Origin of the sequence: Micromonospora sp. NBC_01740 (assembly GCF_035920365.1) — a bacterium.
Taxonomy (GTDB): Bacteria; Actinomycetota; Actinomycetes; order Mycobacteriales; family Micromonosporaceae; genus Micromonospora; species Micromonospora reichwaldensis.
This window is the reverse complement of record NZ_CP109150.1, coordinates 3,397,372-3,414,581: the sequence shown is the minus strand read 5'-3', so window position 1 is coordinate 3,414,581 and position 17,210 is coordinate 3,397,372. Positions and strand designations below refer to the sequence as shown.

Here is a 17,210-nt window from a genome sequence, read left to right as displayed (position 1 = left end):
GGCCGGCGGGCGCGTTCACCGGCTCTCGGCCGGTTCCGCCGGGCTGAGCGAGAAGTAGTCCTCCTCCTCCTGGGCGAGGTGCAGCCGCAGGATGGCCGCCAGGCCGTAGAGGGCGGCGAGCAGGTCGGTGAGCTGGTCCCGGCGCAGCGGGCCGTCGCCGGCCTGCGCGAGGTGGGCGCCGATCCGGTCCACCAGCCGCCGGATCTCCACGTGGGCGCGGCTCATCGTCGACGTCGCCTCGGCGCTGCCCAGCGGGTCGGCCAGCGCCGGATAGAGCTGGTGCTCCTCGGCCGCCTCGTGCGGCAGCACCTGGCCGACCAGCCGGCGGTGCGTCTCGCGCAGCGTCGGCAGGCACTGCGGCGCGTCCGGCGCGGTGGCGACCAGGTCGGCGGTGTCCCCCAGCGCGGCGAGCACGTCGCGGATCCCGCCGTGTTCGGCCGCGTACCGGTCGAGCAGCTCCCGGGTGCCCGGCGGCACGTCTCGGCGGCGCAGCCCGCCCCCGAGGGCGCGCAGCGCGTTGAGGATCACCAGCACGTCGATGCCCTCCTGGAGGAACGCCCCGGCGACCGGCGGAAGCCAGCCCAGGGACGCGGCCAGCATCGCCAGCACCGCCAGGCCCATCCCCACGCTGGCGCTCTGCACCGCGATCCTGCGGGCGTACCGGGCGATCTCCACCGCGTCGGCGAGCCGGTCCAGCCGGTCGATGGTGAGCACCGCGTCGGCGACGTCGGCCGAGGCGGTCGCCCCGGTGGCGCCCATGGCCACGCCGACGTGCGCCTCGGCGAGGGCGGGGGCGTCGTTCACCCCGTCGCCGACCATCACGGTGACGGCCTGGCGCGCCTCCTCGCGTACGCGGGTCGCCTTCTCCGCGGGCGCGCACCTGGCCACCACGTCGTCCACGCCCACCACCCCCGCCACCTGGGCGGCGACGTCGGGCCGGTCCCCGGTGACCATCACGATGCGCCGCAACCCCGCCTCGCGCAGCCGGCGCACGGTGCGGCGCGCGTCGGGGCGTACCGGGTCCTCCAGCAGGATCGCCCCGAGCGGGTCCCGCTCGCCGCTGACCCAGACCACCGAGCGGCCGGCCAGCTCGGCCCGGGACCGGGCGCTCCCCGCCCAGTCGGGCAGGTCACCGTCGAGCTGGCCGACCCGCACCTGCCGCCCGTCGACCGACCCGCGTACGTCCCGGCCCGGCTCCTCGGTCACCCCCGCCGGCTCGGTCAGCGACAGGCCCCGCTCGCGCGCCTGCGCCACCAGCGCGCGGGCCAGCACGTGCGGGGAGAGCTGCTCGACCGAGGCGGCGAGACGCAGCACCTCGTCGCGGTCGCCGCCGGGGGCGGCCACGACCTCGGCGGCGCGGGGACGGCCGGCCGTCAGCGTGCCGGTCTTGTCGACCAGCAGGGTGCGGGCCCGGCCGAGCAGCTCCAGCGAACCGCCGTCGCGGACCAGCACCCCACGGCGGGCGGTACGGGACAGCCCGGACACGATCGCGATGGGGGTGGCCAGCAGCAGCGGGCACGGGGTGGCGACCACCAGCACGGCCACCGCCCGGACGAACTCCCCGGAGAGCAGCCAGCCCAGCCCCGCCAGGACCAGGGTGAACGGCACGAACGCGGCGGCGTACCGGTCGGCGAGGCGCACCATCGGCGCCTTGTGGGCGGTCGCCTCCTCGGCGAGCCGGACGATCCCCGCGTACGTGCTTCCCGCCGCGTCGCGTGTCGCGCGCATGCCGAAGCCTGCGCCGGCGTTGACCACGCCGCTGGCGACCTGCTCGCCGGCCGCGCGCCGCACCAGCCGCGACTCGCCCGTCACCACCGACTCGTCGAGGGTCACCGGCTCGTCGACCTGCCCGTCGACCGGCACCACGTCGCCCGGCCCGACCAGCAGCCGGTCGCCCGCTGTCACCCGGTCCAGCGGCACCTCCTCGACGCTGCCGCCCGGGCCGCGCCGCCGGGCGGTGCGGGGGGCGCGGGCGAGCAGCGACCGCAGGTCCCGGGTCGCCCGCCCCTGGGCGTACGCCTCCAGCGCCCGTCCCGTGGCCAGCATCACCGCGATCACCGCCCCGGCCAGGTACTCCCGCACCACCAACGCGCCGACCAGGGCCAGCACGGCGATCACGTCCACCCCGAACTGCCGGCGCCACAGCTGCCGCAGCACCGACCAGGCGGCGGGCAGCAGGGCGGCCACGGTGGCGGACGCCCACACCACCTCGGCCGCGCCCCGGCGGCCGGCGAGCCACAGCACCGCCCCGGCCAGCACCAGCACCGTCACCCCGGCCAGGGGCGCCCAGAGCAGCAGGCGCGAGCGGTCCCGCCGTACCGGCTGCTCCGGCACGCACTCCCGCGGTTCCGTTCCCACCTGCGGATCGTCTCAGCGCCCACCGCGCCCGGGAGGGCATCCGCGCGAACCGGCAGGGGCTAGCTGCCCTGCCACGCGGGGACCTGCGTACCGTGCGTCGGCAAAGGGGATGGCGCAGGATGGAGCGGCAACCCCGCCCGGGGCACCTTCGGGCTGGGGCACGATGGGGAGAAACGGAAAGGTCGTGACCATGAGCCACGAGACACCGGCGGCGGAGCGTCCGCTGACCACCGCACTCGCGGAGGCCGCCGCGACGGCCGGGCACGCCCCGTCGGTGCACAACAGCCAACCGTGGCGGTGGCGGGTGCTGCCGGACGCGCTGGAGCTGCGGGTGGTCCGCGATCCGAAGCTGACGGCGACCGACCCGGAGGGCCGCCTGCTGGCGTACAGCTGCGGGGCGGCGCTGCACCACGCGCGGGTCGCGCTGACCGCGGAGGGCTGGACCGCCGTCGTGGAGCGGATGCCCGACCCGACCGACGAGGACCTGCTGGCCCGGCTGACCGGAATGGCCCGCGCGGAGGCCGACCCGGAGGCCATGCGCCTGGTGCAGTGCATGCAGGTGCGGCACACCGACCGGCGCCCGGTCAGCGAGGAGCCGGTGCCGACCGCCGCTCTCGGGGAGATCGCCTCGGCGGTCGCCGCCGAGGGCTGCCAGCTCCAGTTCCTCGACCGCGACAACGTCCTGGAGCTGGCCGCGGTCGCCAGCCGCGCCGCCTCGGTCGAGGCGGAGGACTCGCAGCTGCGCGAGGAGTTGGAGTACTGGACCAGCCGGGCCGGCACCGGCACCGGCCTGCCGCCGGAGGTGCTGCCCGCGGAGGCGCCGCAGACCACCGTGCCGGCGCGCGACTTCGGCCGCCCCGGCACCCTGCCGGTCGGTCCCGGGCACGACCGGGCCGCCGTGTACGGGCTGCTCTACGGCGACGAGGACGAGCCGGACAGCTGGCTGCGCGCCGGCGAGGCGCTTTCGGCCGCCTGGCTGACCGCGACCCGGCTCGGGATCTCCGTGGTGCCGCTGAGCGGGGTGGTGGAGGTCGCGGGCACCCGGCAGACGCTGCGCGGGCTGCTGGCCGGCCTCGGCTACCCGTACCTCGTGATCCGGCTGGGGCTCGCGGACCCGGCGCACGCGGGCCCGCCGCACACCCCGCGCATGGAGGCCGCGCAGGTGGTCGACACCTCGGCGGTCCGCTCCCCCGACGCGTAGGGCGGCAGGACCACGGCCACCGGGCGGCTACCATCGCCCGGTGGCCGCCAGCGAACCGAGTCCCCGCCCCGAACCGCACGTGACCCCCTCGCTGGGGCTCAGCCCGCTGTCCCGGGTACGGCTCGACGAGCTGCTCCAGGAGATGCTGGACCGGGTCGGCGAGGTGGTGACCAGCCGGGAGCGGCTGCGCGCCCTGCTCGACGCGGTGGTCGGCATCGGCACCGACCTGGACCTGCGCAGCACCCTGCAACGGATCGTGGAGTCGGCCTGCGAGCTGGTCGGCGCCCGCTACGGCGCGCTCGGCGTGATCGGCCACGACCGCCTGCTGCACGACTTCATCACCTACGGCATCGACGCGGAGCTGCACGCCAGGATCGGTGACCTGCCCCACGGGCGGGGCGTGCTCGGCCTGCTCATCGACGACCCCCGCCCGCTGCGGATGCCCGACATCACCCGGCACCCGAAGTCCTACGGGTTCCCGCCGCACCACCCGCCGATGCACAGCTTCCTCGGCGTTCCCGTGCGCATCCGCGACCATGTCTTCGGCAACCTCTACCTGGCCGAGAAGCAGGGCGGCACGCAGTTCACCGAGGACGACGAGGAGATCGTCGTCGCGCTCGCCGCCGCCGCCGGCGTGGCGATCGAGAACGCCCGCCTCTACGCGCTGGCCCACCGCCGGGAACGCTGGCTCGCGGCGACCGCCGAGATCACCACCGTGCTGCTGGGCGAGGTGCGCCGTACCGACGCGTTGACGCTGGTGGCGCGGCGCGCCCGCGAGGTCGCCGAGGCGGAGGTCGCCCTCGTGCTGCTCTACGACCCCGACGGCGAGAAGTTCACCGTCGAGGTGGTCGACGGGGCCGACGAGCAGGCCGGCGCCCTGGTCGGCACCGCGCTGCCGGCGGCCGAGACGAGTTTCGCCGCCGCCGTCATCGAGGGCCGGCACGACCAGGTGGCGGACCTGGCCCACGCCGCGCCCTGGCCGGCGCTGCTGCGCACCGGCCCGGCGATGATCGCGCCGCTGGCCACCGCCGACACCCTGCACGGGGTGCTGGTGATCGCGCACCGGCCCGACCGGGCGCCCGTCGCCAACGACGACGACATGGCCCTGCTGGGCAGCTTCGCCGGGCAGGCCGCGCTGGCCCTGGAGCGGGCCCGCGGGCAGGAGGAACGGGAGCTGCTGGTGGTCCTGGAGGACCGCGAGCGCATCGCCCGCGACCTGCACGACGTCGTCATCCAGCGCCTCTTCGCCACCGGCCTGCAGTTGCAGAGCGCCGCCCCGATGACGACGAAGCCGGAGGTCGCCCGGCGGATCAACGCGGCGGTCGACGACCTGGACGCCACGATCAAGGACATCCGCCGCACCATCTTCGAGCTGCGCACCCCGATGAGCGCGGCGCTGCGCACCGAGATCCGGGAGGCGATCGAGGTGGCCGCCGAGTCGCTGGGCCATCGGCCCCGCCTTGAGCTGAGCGGGCCGATCGACAGCGCCGTCCCCGACGCGGTCCGCCCCGACCTCACCGCCGTGCTGCGGGAGGCGCTCTCCAACGCCGTACGGCACGCGCAGGCCGACCGCGTGACCGTGGCGGTGCGGGTCGACGCCGGCCGGGTGACCGTGACCGTCACCGACGACGGGGTGGGCTGCGACCCGGCCGCCGCGCGGGGTGGCCTGGTCAACCTGCGCGAGCGCGCCGAGCGCCACGACGGCGAGTTCGTGGTACGCCGGGCGGTGCCCCGGGGCACCGAGGTGTGCTGGTCGGTGCCGCTGCGCGACTGAGTCCGCAGGCGGTGCCGCTGCGCGACTGGGCCCGCAGGCGGTGCCGCTGGGCGACTGGACCCGCGGGCGGTGCTGGACTGCTGGGCCCGCAGGCGGTGCGGCTGCGCGACTGGCCCGCAGGCGTCAGTGGGACTTGCCGAGGAGGCGGGTGGCGAGGACGGCCGCCTGGGTGCGGCGCTCCAGGCCCAGCTTGGCCAGCACGCTGGAGACGTAGTTCTTCACGGTCTTCTCGGCCAGGAACATCTTCCCGGCGATCTCCCGGTTGGTGAGGCCCTCGGCCACGTACTCCAGGATCCGCCGCTCCTGCTCGGTGAGCGACTTCAGCTCGCGCGGCTGCTCGACGCCGCTGCGGATGCGCTCCAGCACCCGGGTGGTGATCGCCGGGTCGAGCAGCGACTGCCCGGCCGCCACCCGCCGCACCGCGTCGACGAGGTCGGTGCCGCGGATCTGCTTCAGCACGTAGCCGGACGCGCCGGCCATGATCGCCGCGAAGAGCGCCTCGTCGTCCTCGTACGAGGTGAGGATCAGGCCCTTGATCGAGGAGTCCACGGCCCGGACGTCCCGGCACACGTCGATGCCGTTGCCGTCGGGCAGCCGCGCGTCGAGGATCGCCACGTCCGGCCGCAGCGCCGGGATACGCCGGGCCGCCTCTTGGGCGAGGCCGGACTCGCCGACCACCTCGATGTCCCCGCTGCTTTCCAGCAGGTCGGCCAGGCCACGGCGGACGACCTCGTGGTCGTCGAGCAGGAACACGCGGATCATCCCTCGTTTCTACCCGCTTCCCACCGCTTCCCGCACGGGCCGAAGGTCCCGAACCGGCAACAGGTCCCCGACCGGCGGCAGTGCAGGTCGGGGCCGAAGTCCCGCACGTGCGGCGGGCCGGTCGGGCCCGGCGGGACGGGACGTCCGGCCCTGCCCGGGCCACGCCCCGGTGACACACCGTGGAGACGCACCACCCGCCGGCGCACGATCTGCCACGGAAGGAGCACGACCATGGACACCCGCTTCACCGTCGAGCAGCTACGGGCCGCCGCCACCGACGCCGTACGCGCCCCGTCGCTGCACAACACCCAGCCGTGGCGGTTCCGGCTGCGCGACGGCGGCATCGAGGTGCTGGTCGACCCGGACCGGCGGCTGCCGGCCACCGACCCCACCGGCTGGGGCGTGCGGATCGCCTGCGGGGCGGCGCTGTTCAACCTGCGGCTCGCCCTGGCCGTTGCCGGCACCCCGGCGACGGTACGGCTGCGCCCCTACCCGGCCGAGCCGGACGTGGTGGCCCGGCTGGTGCCGGACGTGCCACGCCGCCCCACCCCCGGCGAGCAGGCCCTGCACGCCGCCATCCCCCGCCGGTTCAGCAACCGCGCGCCGTTCTGGCCCGACCCGGTGCCCGCCGACGCCCGCTGGCGCCTCACGGAGGCGGCCCGCGCCGAGCAGTGCTGGCTGGAACTGGTGGTCGGCGTCAGCGCGGTGAACGCGTTCGGCGAACTCGCCCGCAGCTCCCACCGGGTGCTGGAGCGGAGCCCGCAGTACCGGGCCGAACGCCAGGAGTGGGTACGCTCCGCGCCCGCCCCGGACGGCATTCCGGCCGCGTCCGGCGGCCCGCAGGGCGAGCCGCAGGACCTGCTGCCGTCGCGGGGCTTCGGCGGCCTCGACCGGGCGCCCGGGCGGGACTTCGAACCCGAGCCGCTGGTGGCGGTGCTCGGCTCGCCCGGCAACACGGCCGTCGACCAGGTCGTCGCCGGGCAGGCGTTGCAGCGGGTACTGCTGACCGCTACGGACTCGGGGCTGGCGGCGTCGATGCTGTCCCAGCCGATCGAGGTGCCGTCGGCGCGCGAGCAGCTGCGGCTGTCGCTGGGGCGCTTCGGCACGCCGCAGATGGTGCTGCGCGTCGGCTACGGCCAGCCGGGCTGGCCGACCCCACGCCGCGACGTGGGCGAGGTGCTCGACCTGCCTGTTTCCCAAGTCTGAACAACACACGGTGCCGGACGCCGGCTCGACAGCACGCTTCTGTGCGCCGGTGTCCACAAGTCCCCGCCGGGCTGACCGACAGGGCTCGTAGACGCCTGTTCAAGCTGGCATGTGCGGTGGTCGACCGGGTCTGCCGCAACGTCAGTGGCTCCATCCGGCCGCTGGCATTCGGGACGCGGAACGGGCAGGGCCGCGCGGATTCGGTAACACCCGCCTGCGAGCATGCCGTGCATACCGAGCGACCGGAGGCGCAGTACTGCCCGCGCCGGGAGGCAGTTGATCTGTGAGGGGGCACACCGGGGCCGGAGGCGGGCGCACCCGCCACCAGCCCCGGGGGCGTGACTACCGGTAGCTCCAGACCACCGGCCGGGCCTTGTAGATCGCCGCCCCGGAGAGGTAGCGGTTGCCGACGTAGGAACCGTTCAGCCGATACAGCCAGACGTTGCCGTTGCCGTAGGTGCCGTCGCCGTTCGCGCCGCTGACCTTGGTGGTGACGACCAGTCCGCCTGAGTGGTTACCGACACTCTTAATCTTGCTTGTGTCGATATACCCGGGTGCCCGTTGGAATCGGTTGCGGTTGATGTCGTACCGGTAGACGTGGCTGGTGTTGCTCATCCACAGGTTGGCGGGGGTGCCGTAGACCGGTGACAGGTCATGCACGTTCCCGGTGACCTTCCGGCAGGCGGCGTTGGTGAGTTTGGGAGCGGTGGCCGCGCCGCTCACCTTGTAGCTGCACAGCCGGGTGCCGCCGGCGGCCCAGAGGCGCTTGATGGCGCTGTCCCAGTAGACGGCGTGGGCCTTGGCGAACGCCTTCGTGGCGGCCGGGCTGGTCCGGCCCTTGCCGTAGAGGGTGAGCTTGCCGGGGTCGGAGGAGGCGACCACGACAGCGCCGTTGGGCAGCAACTCGATGGCGTGCGGGTTGCCGCCCGGCGTGACCTGGTAGCGCACCTTGCGGGTGGCGTAGTCGACGATCCCGGCCCGGCCGCCCGAAGCGGCCACCAGGACCACGTACCGCGAGCCCTGCTTGCGGAACTTGACGTCGGAAAGGTTCTTCCAGCCACTACCGGCGGGTCGCTTCCACGACCACTGGGCCGAACCCGCCGTCCACCGACTGACGCCGGCGCTGAAGATCCTGACCCCGTACCGCTGGTCGACCACCGCGACCCGGTCGCTGGCAGCCTGTGCGCCGGTCGGCGCGACCAGCACTCCCGCCATGCCCACCGTCGCCGCGCCGAGGGTTGCGCCGATCGCGCGCCACCGCCGTCGCGTCCTGTCTGTAGATCGCATCATCGCCATGCACCCTTCCCTTTGACGAGCCCGTCGGGGGGCGTTGACGGGTGCGGCCGACGGAATACCGGCCCGCACCCAACGACTCATGGTGTTCGAACATATGCGTTCGGTAACGAGCTGGCAGTGGTTGCGTCGGATGGGCGACGGGCGTTGGAGGACCGGGCTTTCCTCCCGTGTTGAGGCCGCTTCAGCAGTCCGCCGCAGAGAGCAGCGCCGCCTCCCGGTCGGGGTCGAGCCCGACGGGGGCGCGCTGCGGTCGGCCCGCCCGAGGCGGGACGGAGCCCACCTCCCGCAGCCAAGCCCAGGTATCGGCGACCGTCTCGGCCACCGGGCGGCAGGTCAGCCCGGCCGCGTACGCGCGCTCGACGCCGCGCTCCTGCACCCAGCGGTACTCGTGCCCGGCCGGGACCCAGATCGGCAGGTCGTTCCACGGCTCCACGCCGGCGGCCAGAATCGGCCCCGGGTCGGTCCAGCGCAGCCGGGCGTCGGCGCCGGTGGCCGCGACGCAGGCGTCGAGCAGCTCCCCCATCGTCGCGTGCCCGGGGCGGCTCACCGCGTTGAACGTCCCGCCCGGGCCCGCCGCGCCCAGGTCCAGCATCCAGCCCGCCAGGTCCCGCACGTCGACGTACTGCACCGGCAGGTCGACCGGACCCGGCGCCAGCACGTCCCCGCCCCGCGCGATGCGCGTCAGCCACCAGGGCAGCCGGCCGATGTCCTCCCCCGGCCCGAGGATCAACCCGGCCCGGGCGATCAGCGCCCGCTCGCCGAACGTCCTCCGTACGGCCCGCTCGGCGCCGGCCTTGTTGGCCGGGTAGCCGCCCTCGTCGGCGTCCGGCTCCGCGTCCACCACCGGAGCGTCCTCGCCCACCCCGGTTGCGACGGGCCGCGCGTAGACGGAGCCGCTGGAGACGTAGACGTACCGGCCGACCCGGTCGACCAGCGCGCGGGCGGCGTCGCGCGCCGCGCGGGGCGCGCCGTCCCAGGTGTCGACCACCAGGTCCCACTCGCCGTCCGCGAGCGCCGCCAGGCCGCCGGGCGCGGTCCGGTCACCCCGCAACCGGTGTACGCCTTCCGGCGTCGCGCCGTGCAGCCCCCGGTTGAACACGGTCACCGCCCAACCCCGCCGTACGCCCTCGGCGACCGTCGCGCCGCCCACGAATCCCGTTCCGCCCAGCACCAGCAGCCTCATGCGCTCCACTGTGCCCGCTCCGGGCAGCGCCCCGGTCCCGTGTTCACGGTCAGCGGATCTGCCCACGGCAGAACCCCGGCCCGACAACACCGATCCGAAGTGGACGGCGGACGACAGGGCAGGACCGCCCACGGCGTCCCGTCGGGAACCCGACACGTCCTCCCTCGCCGCGCCGTCATTCCGTAGCGTTCCGGGTGCTTTCGGATTGGGTCTGGGGGAGGCACGGGTGTCCGAGGTCGTCGTTGAGGTCAGTTTCACGCCGCTGCCGGAGGACGACGATTTCGTCCTCGACCAGCTGACTGACGAGCTCGTGGAGGACCTGGGCGACATCGGCGAGGTGCGGCGGCTCGAGTCGCCCGCCGGTCCTGACAGCAAGGGCGTCGGTGAGGTGGTGCTGGCCACCGTGGCCGTGGTCGCCGGCGCCGACCCTGGCTACGCGCAGGCACTCGTGGACCTGGTGGTGGGCTTCCTCAACCGCAACCAGGGTCGCCGGGCACACCTGAGGATCGGTGCCGTCGAGCTGACCATCGACCAGGCGACCAAGGCGGAGACCACCCAGCTGATCGACCTCGTCCGTGACGCGATCGAGCATTCCCGCTGATGGGTCGGCATGCCCTGGTGCTCGGCACGGCGACCTATGACGCCGCCTCGAAGCTCACCGCGCTGCCCGGCGTCCGGCAGGACGTCGAACAGTTGAGGACCGTGCTGGACAGCGACGGCGACTTCGACAGCGTCGACGCCCACGTCGACCTGCCCGCAGCGCGCATGAAGCAGGTCGTCGAGGAGTTCTACGGCGCTCGGCGCACCGGTGATCTCGCTCTCTTCTACTACTCCGGCCACGGCATCCAGCACGACGACCGGCAGTCCCTCTTCTTCGGCACCATCGACACCGAGACGACTCTCCTGCACACCACGGCGTTCGATGTCGAGGGCGTCCTCCGGCACATGCTCAACCACACCAAGGCCAGCCAGAAGGTGGTCCTGCTGGACTGCTGCTTCTCGGGCTCGTTCACCGCCCGGCACCGGTTCAGCGGCGGCGTACGGCAGGAGCCCCGGCGTCTCAAGCGCGAGCGTGGCACGTTCATGCTCCAGTCGAGCAGCCATCTGAAGGCGTCGAAGGCGCAGGGCCCGGACCGGCCCTCGGTCTTCACCGAGGTCCTGCTCACCGGTCTCCGCGGTGCGGCTCGGGCGACCGCGGAGGACGGCTGGCTCACCGCGAGCGACCTCTCCCGGTACGCGATGACCGAGATGTCGCGTCGTCGGGAGGAGAAGCCGGTCGAGTCGAGCGAAGGTGTCACCGACCCGATCCCGCTGGTCGCGGGGTCGGACGAACGGCCACAGCGGAGCCCGGGCGTACGGAGAGACGAGCCGGACGACGCACCCTTCGACGCCGAGCGGTGGCGTCGTCTGCTCAACTACCACGTCGCCTGCCTGCAACGCTCCGCCGTCCTGCAGTTCTTCGTCAACCCGGCGAACAAGGACTCTTACCTCGCTGCGCCCGCGGGCCGGGAGATCATGCTCTCGGCCACCGAGCCGGTGCCACTCAAGGAGCGCGGCCAGCGGCTGGCCGGGTTGGCCGAGGCTGGTGGCCGCTCCCTGCAGTACGGCTACCCGATCGTGGCGCTGCCGCAGAAGGGCACCCAGCAGGTACGACTGGCGCCCCTGCTCGTCTCGGACCTGACCGTGGGAGACGACGGGTTGGCGCACCCGGCGCCGCCGCAGCCCAGTCCAGCCCTGATCGACCATTTCCAGCTGGCTGCGGTCGAGGCGGACGAACTGCGGCAGGCAGTGGCCGAACGACTCGTCCCCGGCGAGCACAAGTCCCTCGCCGAGGTAGCCGATCTGGTGGCGAACACGTTCGGGCTGAAGCCGGTGTCCGCCCTCGACCCGGAGAATCTGGTCGGGATGGTCAACCGCGGGCCCGTCAATCGGGTGCAGAACGCCGGAATGCTGTTCGCCGCGGGCAGCGCGGAGTCCCCCGAGCGACAGCTGATCGAGGACCTGCAGGACATCGTCAAGAACGCGGGGAAGATCGCATCGACCGCCCTCGGTACGTTGTCGAGCGATGTCGTGGCCGGGACGGATGCGCAGGATGCCGACGTCCTGACGGTGGCGTTGAGTTCGGTCAACGAGACTCAGGAGGACATCATCCGGGCGGCGATGAGCCGACCCCTGACTGTCGCGCAGGGGCCACCCGGAACCGGCAAGAGCCAACTGGTGACCGCATTGCTGGCGACCGCCACGGCCGCTGGGCAGAGCGTGCTGATCGGCTCGACCAACAACCGGGCTGTCGATGAGGTCGTCGAGCGGGTCACCGGCATGGTCGGCCCGGGACTGGTGCTGCGTACCGGGAACAAGGAGTACCGGCAGCAGGAGCCGCAGTACCTCGCCGAGGTGATGCAGGCATGGCCACCGCCGGTGCCGGAGGCCGACGGGCCGTTCAACGAGTTACGACTCGTGGCGCAGGAGATCAAGCGGTTACGCGAGGATCTCGACGAGCGTCGCCGGCTTGAACGGGATCTCGCCGACCTCGCCTTCGAACGGGACCGCTCACTCGCCGACGCCGACGACGCCTTCCTGGCCAAGCTGGTCGACCTCACCGATCGAGCACTGACAAGTCGATGGTTCGGGTGGTGGTATCGCAGGCGACTGCGGTCGCGAGGCGTGTTCGACCGGGATGCGATCACCGCCCTCGGTGAACAGGCGGTCATCGAGCAGTGCTGGCGCGAGCGACGCCAACGACTCCAGTCCCGGCCGGGCACCGCCGAAGAAGTCTGGAAGCGGCTACGGACTCTGCAACACGACACCAGACCCGAGCACAGCGACCAGCTACTGCGTGCGCAGATCGCCGCCCGGGTGGCCGGCAACACGACCCTGCTCCGCAACCGCGCCGACGAGATGGCCAAGCCGGAAGCAAGAAGCTGGGCCTACATGAGCGAGCTTCTCGCCGCGCTACCGGGCTGGGCGGTCACCGCGATGTCGGCCCGCCGGCTGCTGCCCAGAGCGGGGCTGTTCGACCTGGTGATCATCGACGAAGCCGCCCAGTGCACCGTCGCTGCCGTCCTGCCGATGCTCTACCGGGCGAAACGCGCCCTGATCATCGGCGACCCGCGGCAGCTCACACCGGTCGTCGAGCTCTCCGACACAGACGACCGGGGCGAGCAGGCCCGCGCCGGGCTCGGACACGAGTGGCTGACCAGCCGGCGGCTCACCCACCGGAACCACTCGGCGTACGAAGCCTTCGCGACCGCGGCGGGAAGCACCATCCTGCTCGACGAGCACTACCGCTGCCACCCGGAGATCATCGACGCACCGAACCGGGTCGTCTACCAGAACCGGCTGACGGTTCTCACCGACCCGGCTCGGCTGGCCGCACCGGCCGAGTCCGCCACCCGTTGGGTGGACGTGTCCGGCCGCTTCACCCGAGGCGCCACAGGTTCCGGCCGCAACGCCGACGAGGTTGACGCGGTGGTGGGCGAGGTCCAGCGGCTACGCAAGGAGTACCCAGGCGTCACGATCGGCGTGGTGACGCCACTGGCCGAGCAGCAGCGGATCCTGGACCGGGCGCTCCGGGACGCCGGCCTCGCCGACGACCTGCGGTGCGCGACCATCCACAAGTTTCAGGGCAGCGAGAAGGACATCATGGTCGTCTCGCCCGTCGGCGCGCACGGCATCAGCGAGCGCACCCGTGGTTGGCTCGTCGAGCAGACGAACCTGTGGAACGTGGCGATCACCCGCGCCAGGTCCCAGCTGATCGTCGTGGGCGACCGTTCGTGGTGGTCCGGGCAACGCGGACTGCTGGCCGATCTCGCCAGCCCGCCCGCGCCGGCGGCCACGGGCGCCGGCGTCGACGGGCGACCGGTCGACCAACTGATCGCCGGCCTACGTGACGCCGGGCTGACGGTGCGTTGGGGTACGCCACTGCCGGGTTACCCGGTCGACCTCACGCTCAGCCTTCGCGACAAGAGCCTGGCGGTGCTGGTCGACGATCCCGAGGGTGATCCGGACGGAAAGCCGCTACGGCGGATCCTGAGCAGGCTCGACATCATTGCCGCGGCCGCGGAGGTCAGGCGGGTACCGGCCTGGCGCTGTCTCGCCGAACCGGAACGGGTGGTGCAGGAACTGCGCGACGCAGTCGAGGGAGGCACGCGCAAGGGCGACGCCTGATCACCGTTCCACTTCGCCGCCAGGCAGGGCACCCGGATACGCCGGTACAGATTTCCGCGCCATCGCCGTTCAGCAGGGAAGACAAGCTGGTGGGCGATACTGGGTTTGAACCAGTGACCTCTTCCGTGTCAAGGAAGCGCGCTCCCACTGCGCCAATCGCCCGGGGGTGACCGCCCGATCCGGCAGGCCGGATCACAAGGGGCGGATCGCGAGCGGACGACGGGATTCGAACCCGCGACCCTCACCTTGGCAAGGTGATGCGCTACCAGCTGCGCTACGTCCGCGTGCCGCCGGTGTTCGTCGGCGACGGGGGAAACTCTACCCGACGCCAAGATCGCCTGGCACGCCGCCCCGCCGACGGCCGGACCGGGCGATGATTGCGCTGGTAAACCACGGGGTACTGGGGCCATCGACAGCACACCACATCCCCTGACCAAGGAGGCTGTCGTGGGTATCGGCACCAGCATCTTCCTGATCGCGCTCGGCGCGATCCTCACCTTCGCGCTCGACGCGAGCCTCGGTGGCATCAACCTCGACGTCGTCGGGTGGATCCTGATGGCCGCCGGCGTGCTCGGCCTCATCATGACCACGCTCATCTGGGGACGTCGCCGCCAGGTGGTCAGCACGACCGAGCCGGTCGAGTACCGGCGGGTCGAGGAGCGCCGGGACGTCGCCCCGCCGCTCTGACGCCGGTCCACGCGGCCGCCGGAGCTGAACGGTCGCGCAACGCACCGCCGACGTGCCGGTCACCCGGAGCAGGGTGGCCGGCACGTCGCGTCCGCCGGCCATACGACCAGCCCCGGCGCCCGACAGACGAACGGCGGACGGCGGGCACGGCAAGCGGCGGGCACGGCGAGCGCCGATGATGCTGCCGTATCGACGCTGTCGAACTGATGTCACAGACGACTCAACCGCGACGGGTCACCTCCGCGAGCCGCCCCTGCCTCCGAACCGAAGCCGTCGCCTGCCAGCGCCGGCGGTGATGTCGCAGGTGGTGCGCATGGACCCTGCTCGCCGCCGTGATCGCCCGGGCGATGATGTCGTAGACGACTCACCTCGACAGGCACACTGACGAGGCATCGCCCGGCCACCGGTGACCCGAGGACCTGGCTCACCCGACTCACCCGGGTTCACTCTCAAGCCAGGGCCACGAGGCACCGCCCGTCCCCGGCGAACTGACCCGCCGGTCCGCCGCCGGTGGCCGCGGGCCCACCCCGCCATGGCCGTCGGCGTTGGTCGCAGTCATGACAGCTCGGCCCAGGTGGGAACCGACGAAGGCCCGTCACCATTCGGTGACGGGCCTTCGTGTTGGTGGGCGATACTGGGTTTGAACCAGTGACCTCTTCCGTGTCAAGGAAGCGCGCTCCCACTGCGCCAATCGCCCTCGTTTGTTACCGAGGTGGGGACGGGATTTGAACCCGCGTACACGGCTTTGCAGGCCGTTGCCTCGCCTCTCGGCCACCCCACCGAGGTTGCCCCCGTCATGCGTGGCGGCAGCTCCGAGCGGACGACGGGATTCGAACCCGCGACCCTCACCTTGGCAAGGTGATGCGCTACCAGCTGCGCTACGTCCGCACGTCTCCGGCGTTAACCGGTGACGGGTGAGAACTTTAGCCGAGCGGGCGAGCGGTTGCCAAATCGGGGTGGCTCCCGGCGAGTCGGGTGGGACTGGCCCGCCATGCACCTGCGGCGGAAGGGTGACGTCCCGCCCCCCACCTAGGCTTCCTAGGAGGATGGGCCGGACTCGTCCGGCCCATCCTCAGCCCATGGCAGCCTGCGGCCGGGATCCGCCCCGGAAACTGTCTGGATTCCGACTCTGGCGGGCAGAACGGACCGTGATCCGTAACTGCCCGTGTTCGATTGGATGGGCTACGGTAACGGCGTGACGAGACGTGCGGCGGAGATCCGCCTGGATGCCCTGCTGCGCACGGCCTGTGACGTGATCGTGGAACGCGGTCTGGCCAACACCCGCACGGCCGACGTGGCACAGGCCGCCGGGGTGAGCCAGGCGCTGGTCTTCTACCACTTCGCCACGAAGGACCGGCTGCTCGCGCAGGCGTTCGCGTACGCGGTGGAGCAGGATCTGGCCCGCCTGGACGCGGTGATGCGCTCCAGCGCCCCGCCCCTGACCAAGCTCCGCCGGATCGTCCGGCTCTACACGCCGGCGGGCCGGGCGACCTCCTGGGCCATGTGGATCGACGGCTGGGCGGAGTCGCTGCGTACCCCGGAGTTGGAGAAGGTCTCCCGCCGGCTCGACCTGCGCTGGCGCGAGGACCTGGCGACGGTCATCTCGGACGGGGTCCGCGACGGCACCTTCGAGTGCGCCGACCCGTCCGGGGCGGCGTGGCGGATCAGCGCGGTGGTGGACGGGCTGGCGGTGCAGCTCGCGGTGCACGACCGGGTGATCTCCCGCCGGCAGTTCACCGAGTGGGTGCGCCTGCTCACCGCCCGCGAGCTGGGGCTGGACCCGGCGCAACTGGACTGAGCCGGCGCCGCCCAGCGCGTCCAGGACCGCCTCGTGCAGCGGGGTGCGGGGTGAGCGCCGTGGTGGACGCGTCGGCGGCCGGGGTCCCGACCGGGACCGGCCGGGCGCGACCGGCGCTCCGTCCGCCCGCGAAGCCGGCAAAACGGCTCGGCTCCCCGGGGCAGCCGGAACAATCGTCGGCATGGACCCGCTGGAGACGTACCGCCGCAGCCTGGCCGAGTTCACCGACCGGGTGGCGCAGGTCGGCCCCGACCAGTGGTCGGACCCGACCCCGTGCCCCGACTGGGACGTCCGGACGCTGGTCAACCACGTGGTGGGCGAAGACCGGTGGAGCGTCGCGCTGCTCGCGGGGCGGACGATCGAGCAGGTCGGCGACCGCTACGACGGCGACGTGCTCGGCCCGGACCCGGCCGGCACGGCCCGGGAGGCGGCGGGGCAGGCCGAGCTGGCCTTCACCCACCCGGGGGCGCTGGAGCGCACCGTCGGGCTCTCCACCGGCGAGACCCCCGCCGACGAGTACCTGCACCAACTGACCGCGGAGCACCTGATCCACGGCTGGGACCTCGCCGTGGCGATCGGCGCGGACCCCCGGCTGGACGCCGACGCGGTCGCCGCGTGCGCGCAGTGGTTCGCTCAGCGGATCGGCGACTACCAGCGGGGCCGACTGGTCCGGCCGGAGGTCGACGTGCCGGCGCGGGCGGACGAGCAGGACCGCCTCGTCGCCGCCTTCGGCCGCGACCCCGACTGGGCACCGTGAGGGACCCGACCGGACGAGGCG

Annotated in this window: 12 protein-coding genes and 5 tRNA genes; 8 read left to right on the top strand and 9 right to left on the bottom strand. The window is 73.1% G+C overall.

The window, feature by feature from the left end:
- Positions 1-15: 15 nt before the first annotated feature.
- Positions 16-2,358, bottom strand: a complete 2,343-nt coding sequence (locus OG989_RS15980; RefSeq protein ID WP_327030939.1) for a heavy metal translocating P-type ATPase — start codon at positions 2,356-2,358, stop codon at positions 16-18.
- Between the two features lie 190 nt (positions 2,359-2,548).
- Between OG989_RS15980 and OG989_RS15975 the strand changes: the two genes are divergently transcribed.
- On the top strand, positions 2,549-3,559 hold the full coding sequence (locus tag OG989_RS15975) for an Acg family FMN-binding oxidoreductase (protein WP_327030938.1): 1,011 nt from the start codon (positions 2,549-2,551) through the stop codon (positions 3,557-3,559).
- Between the two features lie 142 nt (positions 3,560-3,701).
- Complete coding sequence (locus OG989_RS15970) at positions 3,702-5,333, top strand: sensor histidine kinase (RefSeq protein ID WP_225852405.1); 1,632 nt, start codon at positions 3,702-3,704, stop codon at positions 5,331-5,333.
- A gap of 123 nt (positions 5,334-5,456) precedes the next feature.
- Here OG989_RS15970 and OG989_RS15965 read toward each other — a convergent pair whose 3' ends face one another.
- Positions 5,457-6,095 carry a response regulator gene (locus OG989_RS15965; protein WP_132233210.1) on the bottom strand — a complete coding sequence of 213 codons (639 nt, stop codon included), beginning with the start codon at positions 6,093-6,095 and terminating at the stop codon, positions 5,457-5,459.
- A 231-nt stretch (positions 6,096-6,326) separates the two neighbouring features.
- On the opposite strand from OG989_RS15965, the gene OG989_RS15960 reads away from it, so the two are divergent.
- A complete protein-coding gene (locus OG989_RS15960; protein WP_327030937.1) occupies positions 6,327-7,301 on the top strand; it encodes an Acg family FMN-binding oxidoreductase in 975 nt (324 codons plus the stop codon).
- A 342-nt stretch (positions 7,302-7,643) separates the two neighbouring features.
- Here OG989_RS15960 and OG989_RS15955 read toward each other — a convergent pair whose 3' ends face one another.
- Complete coding sequence (locus OG989_RS15955) at positions 7,644-8,591, bottom strand: DUF6528 family protein (RefSeq protein WP_327030936.1); 948 nt, start codon at positions 8,589-8,591, stop codon at positions 7,644-7,646.
- Between the two features lie 187 nt (positions 8,592-8,778).
- Positions 8,779-9,780, bottom strand: coding sequence for an NAD-dependent epimerase/dehydratase family protein (locus tag OG989_RS15950; protein WP_327030935.1), 1,002 nt, complete (start codon positions 9,778-9,780; stop codon positions 8,779-8,781).
- 226 nt (positions 9,781-10,006) lie between these two features.
- Between OG989_RS15950 and OG989_RS15945 the strand changes: the two genes are divergently transcribed.
- Both OG989_RS15945 and OG989_RS15940 read left to right on the top strand, forming a co-directional pair.
- Positions 10,007-10,381: a hypothetical protein gene (locus OG989_RS15945; RefSeq protein ID WP_327030934.1), complete on the top strand. Its 375-nt coding sequence runs from the start codon at positions 10,007-10,009 to the stop codon at positions 10,379-10,381.
- Positions 10,381-13,947 carry an AAA domain-containing protein gene (locus OG989_RS15940; RefSeq protein ID WP_327030933.1) on the top strand — a complete coding sequence of 1,189 codons (3,567 nt, stop codon included), beginning with the start codon at positions 10,381-10,383 and terminating at the stop codon, positions 13,945-13,947. Before OG989_RS15945 ends, OG989_RS15940 begins: the two co-directional genes overlap by 1 nt.
- Before the next feature lie 87 nt (positions 13,948-14,034).
- On the opposite strand, the gene OG989_RS15935 is transcribed toward OG989_RS15940, so the two are convergent.
- Positions 14,035-14,109, bottom strand: a tRNA-Val gene (locus OG989_RS15935).
- Positions 14,110-14,158: 49 nt separating this feature from the next.
- A tRNA-Gly gene (locus OG989_RS15930) sits at positions 14,159-14,231 on the bottom strand.
- Positions 14,232-14,394: 163 nt separating this feature from the next.
- Between OG989_RS15930 and OG989_RS15925 the strand changes: the two genes are divergently transcribed.
- Positions 14,395-14,634, top strand: a complete 240-nt coding sequence (locus OG989_RS15925; RefSeq protein ID WP_091620076.1) for a DUF6458 family protein — start codon at positions 14,395-14,397, stop codon at positions 14,632-14,634.
- A 622-nt stretch (positions 14,635-15,256) separates the two neighbouring features.
- Here the strand turns inward: OG989_RS15925 and OG989_RS15920 are convergent.
- The 3 genes from OG989_RS15920 to OG989_RS15910 all read right to left on the bottom strand — a co-directional run bounded on the left by OG989_RS15920 (position 15,257) and on the right by OG989_RS15910 (position 15,522).
- Positions 15,257-15,331, bottom strand: a tRNA-Val gene (locus OG989_RS15920).
- Between the two features lie 13 nt (positions 15,332-15,344).
- Positions 15,345-15,415, bottom strand: a tRNA-Cys gene (locus tag OG989_RS15915).
- 34 nt (positions 15,416-15,449) lie between these two features.
- Positions 15,450-15,522, bottom strand: a tRNA-Gly gene (locus OG989_RS15910).
- Positions 15,523-15,829: 307 nt separating this feature from the next.
- Between OG989_RS15910 and OG989_RS15905 the strand changes: the two genes are divergently transcribed.
- Entirely contained in the window at positions 15,830-16,432 is a 603-nt protein-coding gene (locus OG989_RS15905; protein WP_151455794.1) for a TetR/AcrR family transcriptional regulator, read from the top strand.
- 181 nt (positions 16,433-16,613) lie between these two features.
- Positions 16,614-17,189, top strand: a complete 576-nt coding sequence (locus OG989_RS15900; RefSeq protein WP_151455793.1) for a TIGR03086 family metal-binding protein — start codon at positions 16,614-16,616, stop codon at positions 17,187-17,189.
- Positions 17,190-17,210 lie beyond the last annotated feature (21 nt).

Bases quoted from the DNA above. Each gene is read 5' to 3' on its own strand.
- OG989_RS15975 (WP_327030938.1), top strand. From the start codon at position 2,549: ATGAGCCACGAGACACCGGCGGCGGAGCGTCCGCTGACCACCGCACTC.
- OG989_RS15970 (WP_225852405.1), top strand. From the start codon at position 3,702: ATGCTGGACCGGGTCGGCGAGGTGGTGACCAGCCGGGAGCGGCTGCGC.
- OG989_RS15965 (WP_132233210.1), bottom strand. From the start codon at position 6,095: ATGATCCGCGTGTTCCTGCTCGACGACCACGAGGTCGTCCGCCGTGGC.
- OG989_RS15960 (WP_327030937.1), top strand. From the start codon at position 6,327: ATGGACACCCGCTTCACCGTCGAGCAGCTACGGGCCGCCGCCACCGAC.
- OG989_RS15955 (WP_327030936.1), bottom strand. From the start codon at position 8,591: ATGATGCGATCTACAGACAGGACGCGACGGCGGTGGCGCGCGATCGGC.
- OG989_RS15950 (WP_327030935.1), bottom strand. From the start codon at position 9,780: ATGAGGCTGCTGGTGCTGGGCGGAACGGGATTCGTGGGCGGCGCGACG.
- OG989_RS15940 (WP_327030933.1), top strand. From the start codon at position 10,381: ATGGGTCGGCATGCCCTGGTGCTCGGCACGGCGACCTATGACGCCGCC.
- OG989_RS15900 (WP_151455793.1), top strand. From the start codon at position 16,614: ATGGACCCGCTGGAGACGTACCGCCGCAGCCTGGCCGAGTTCACCGAC.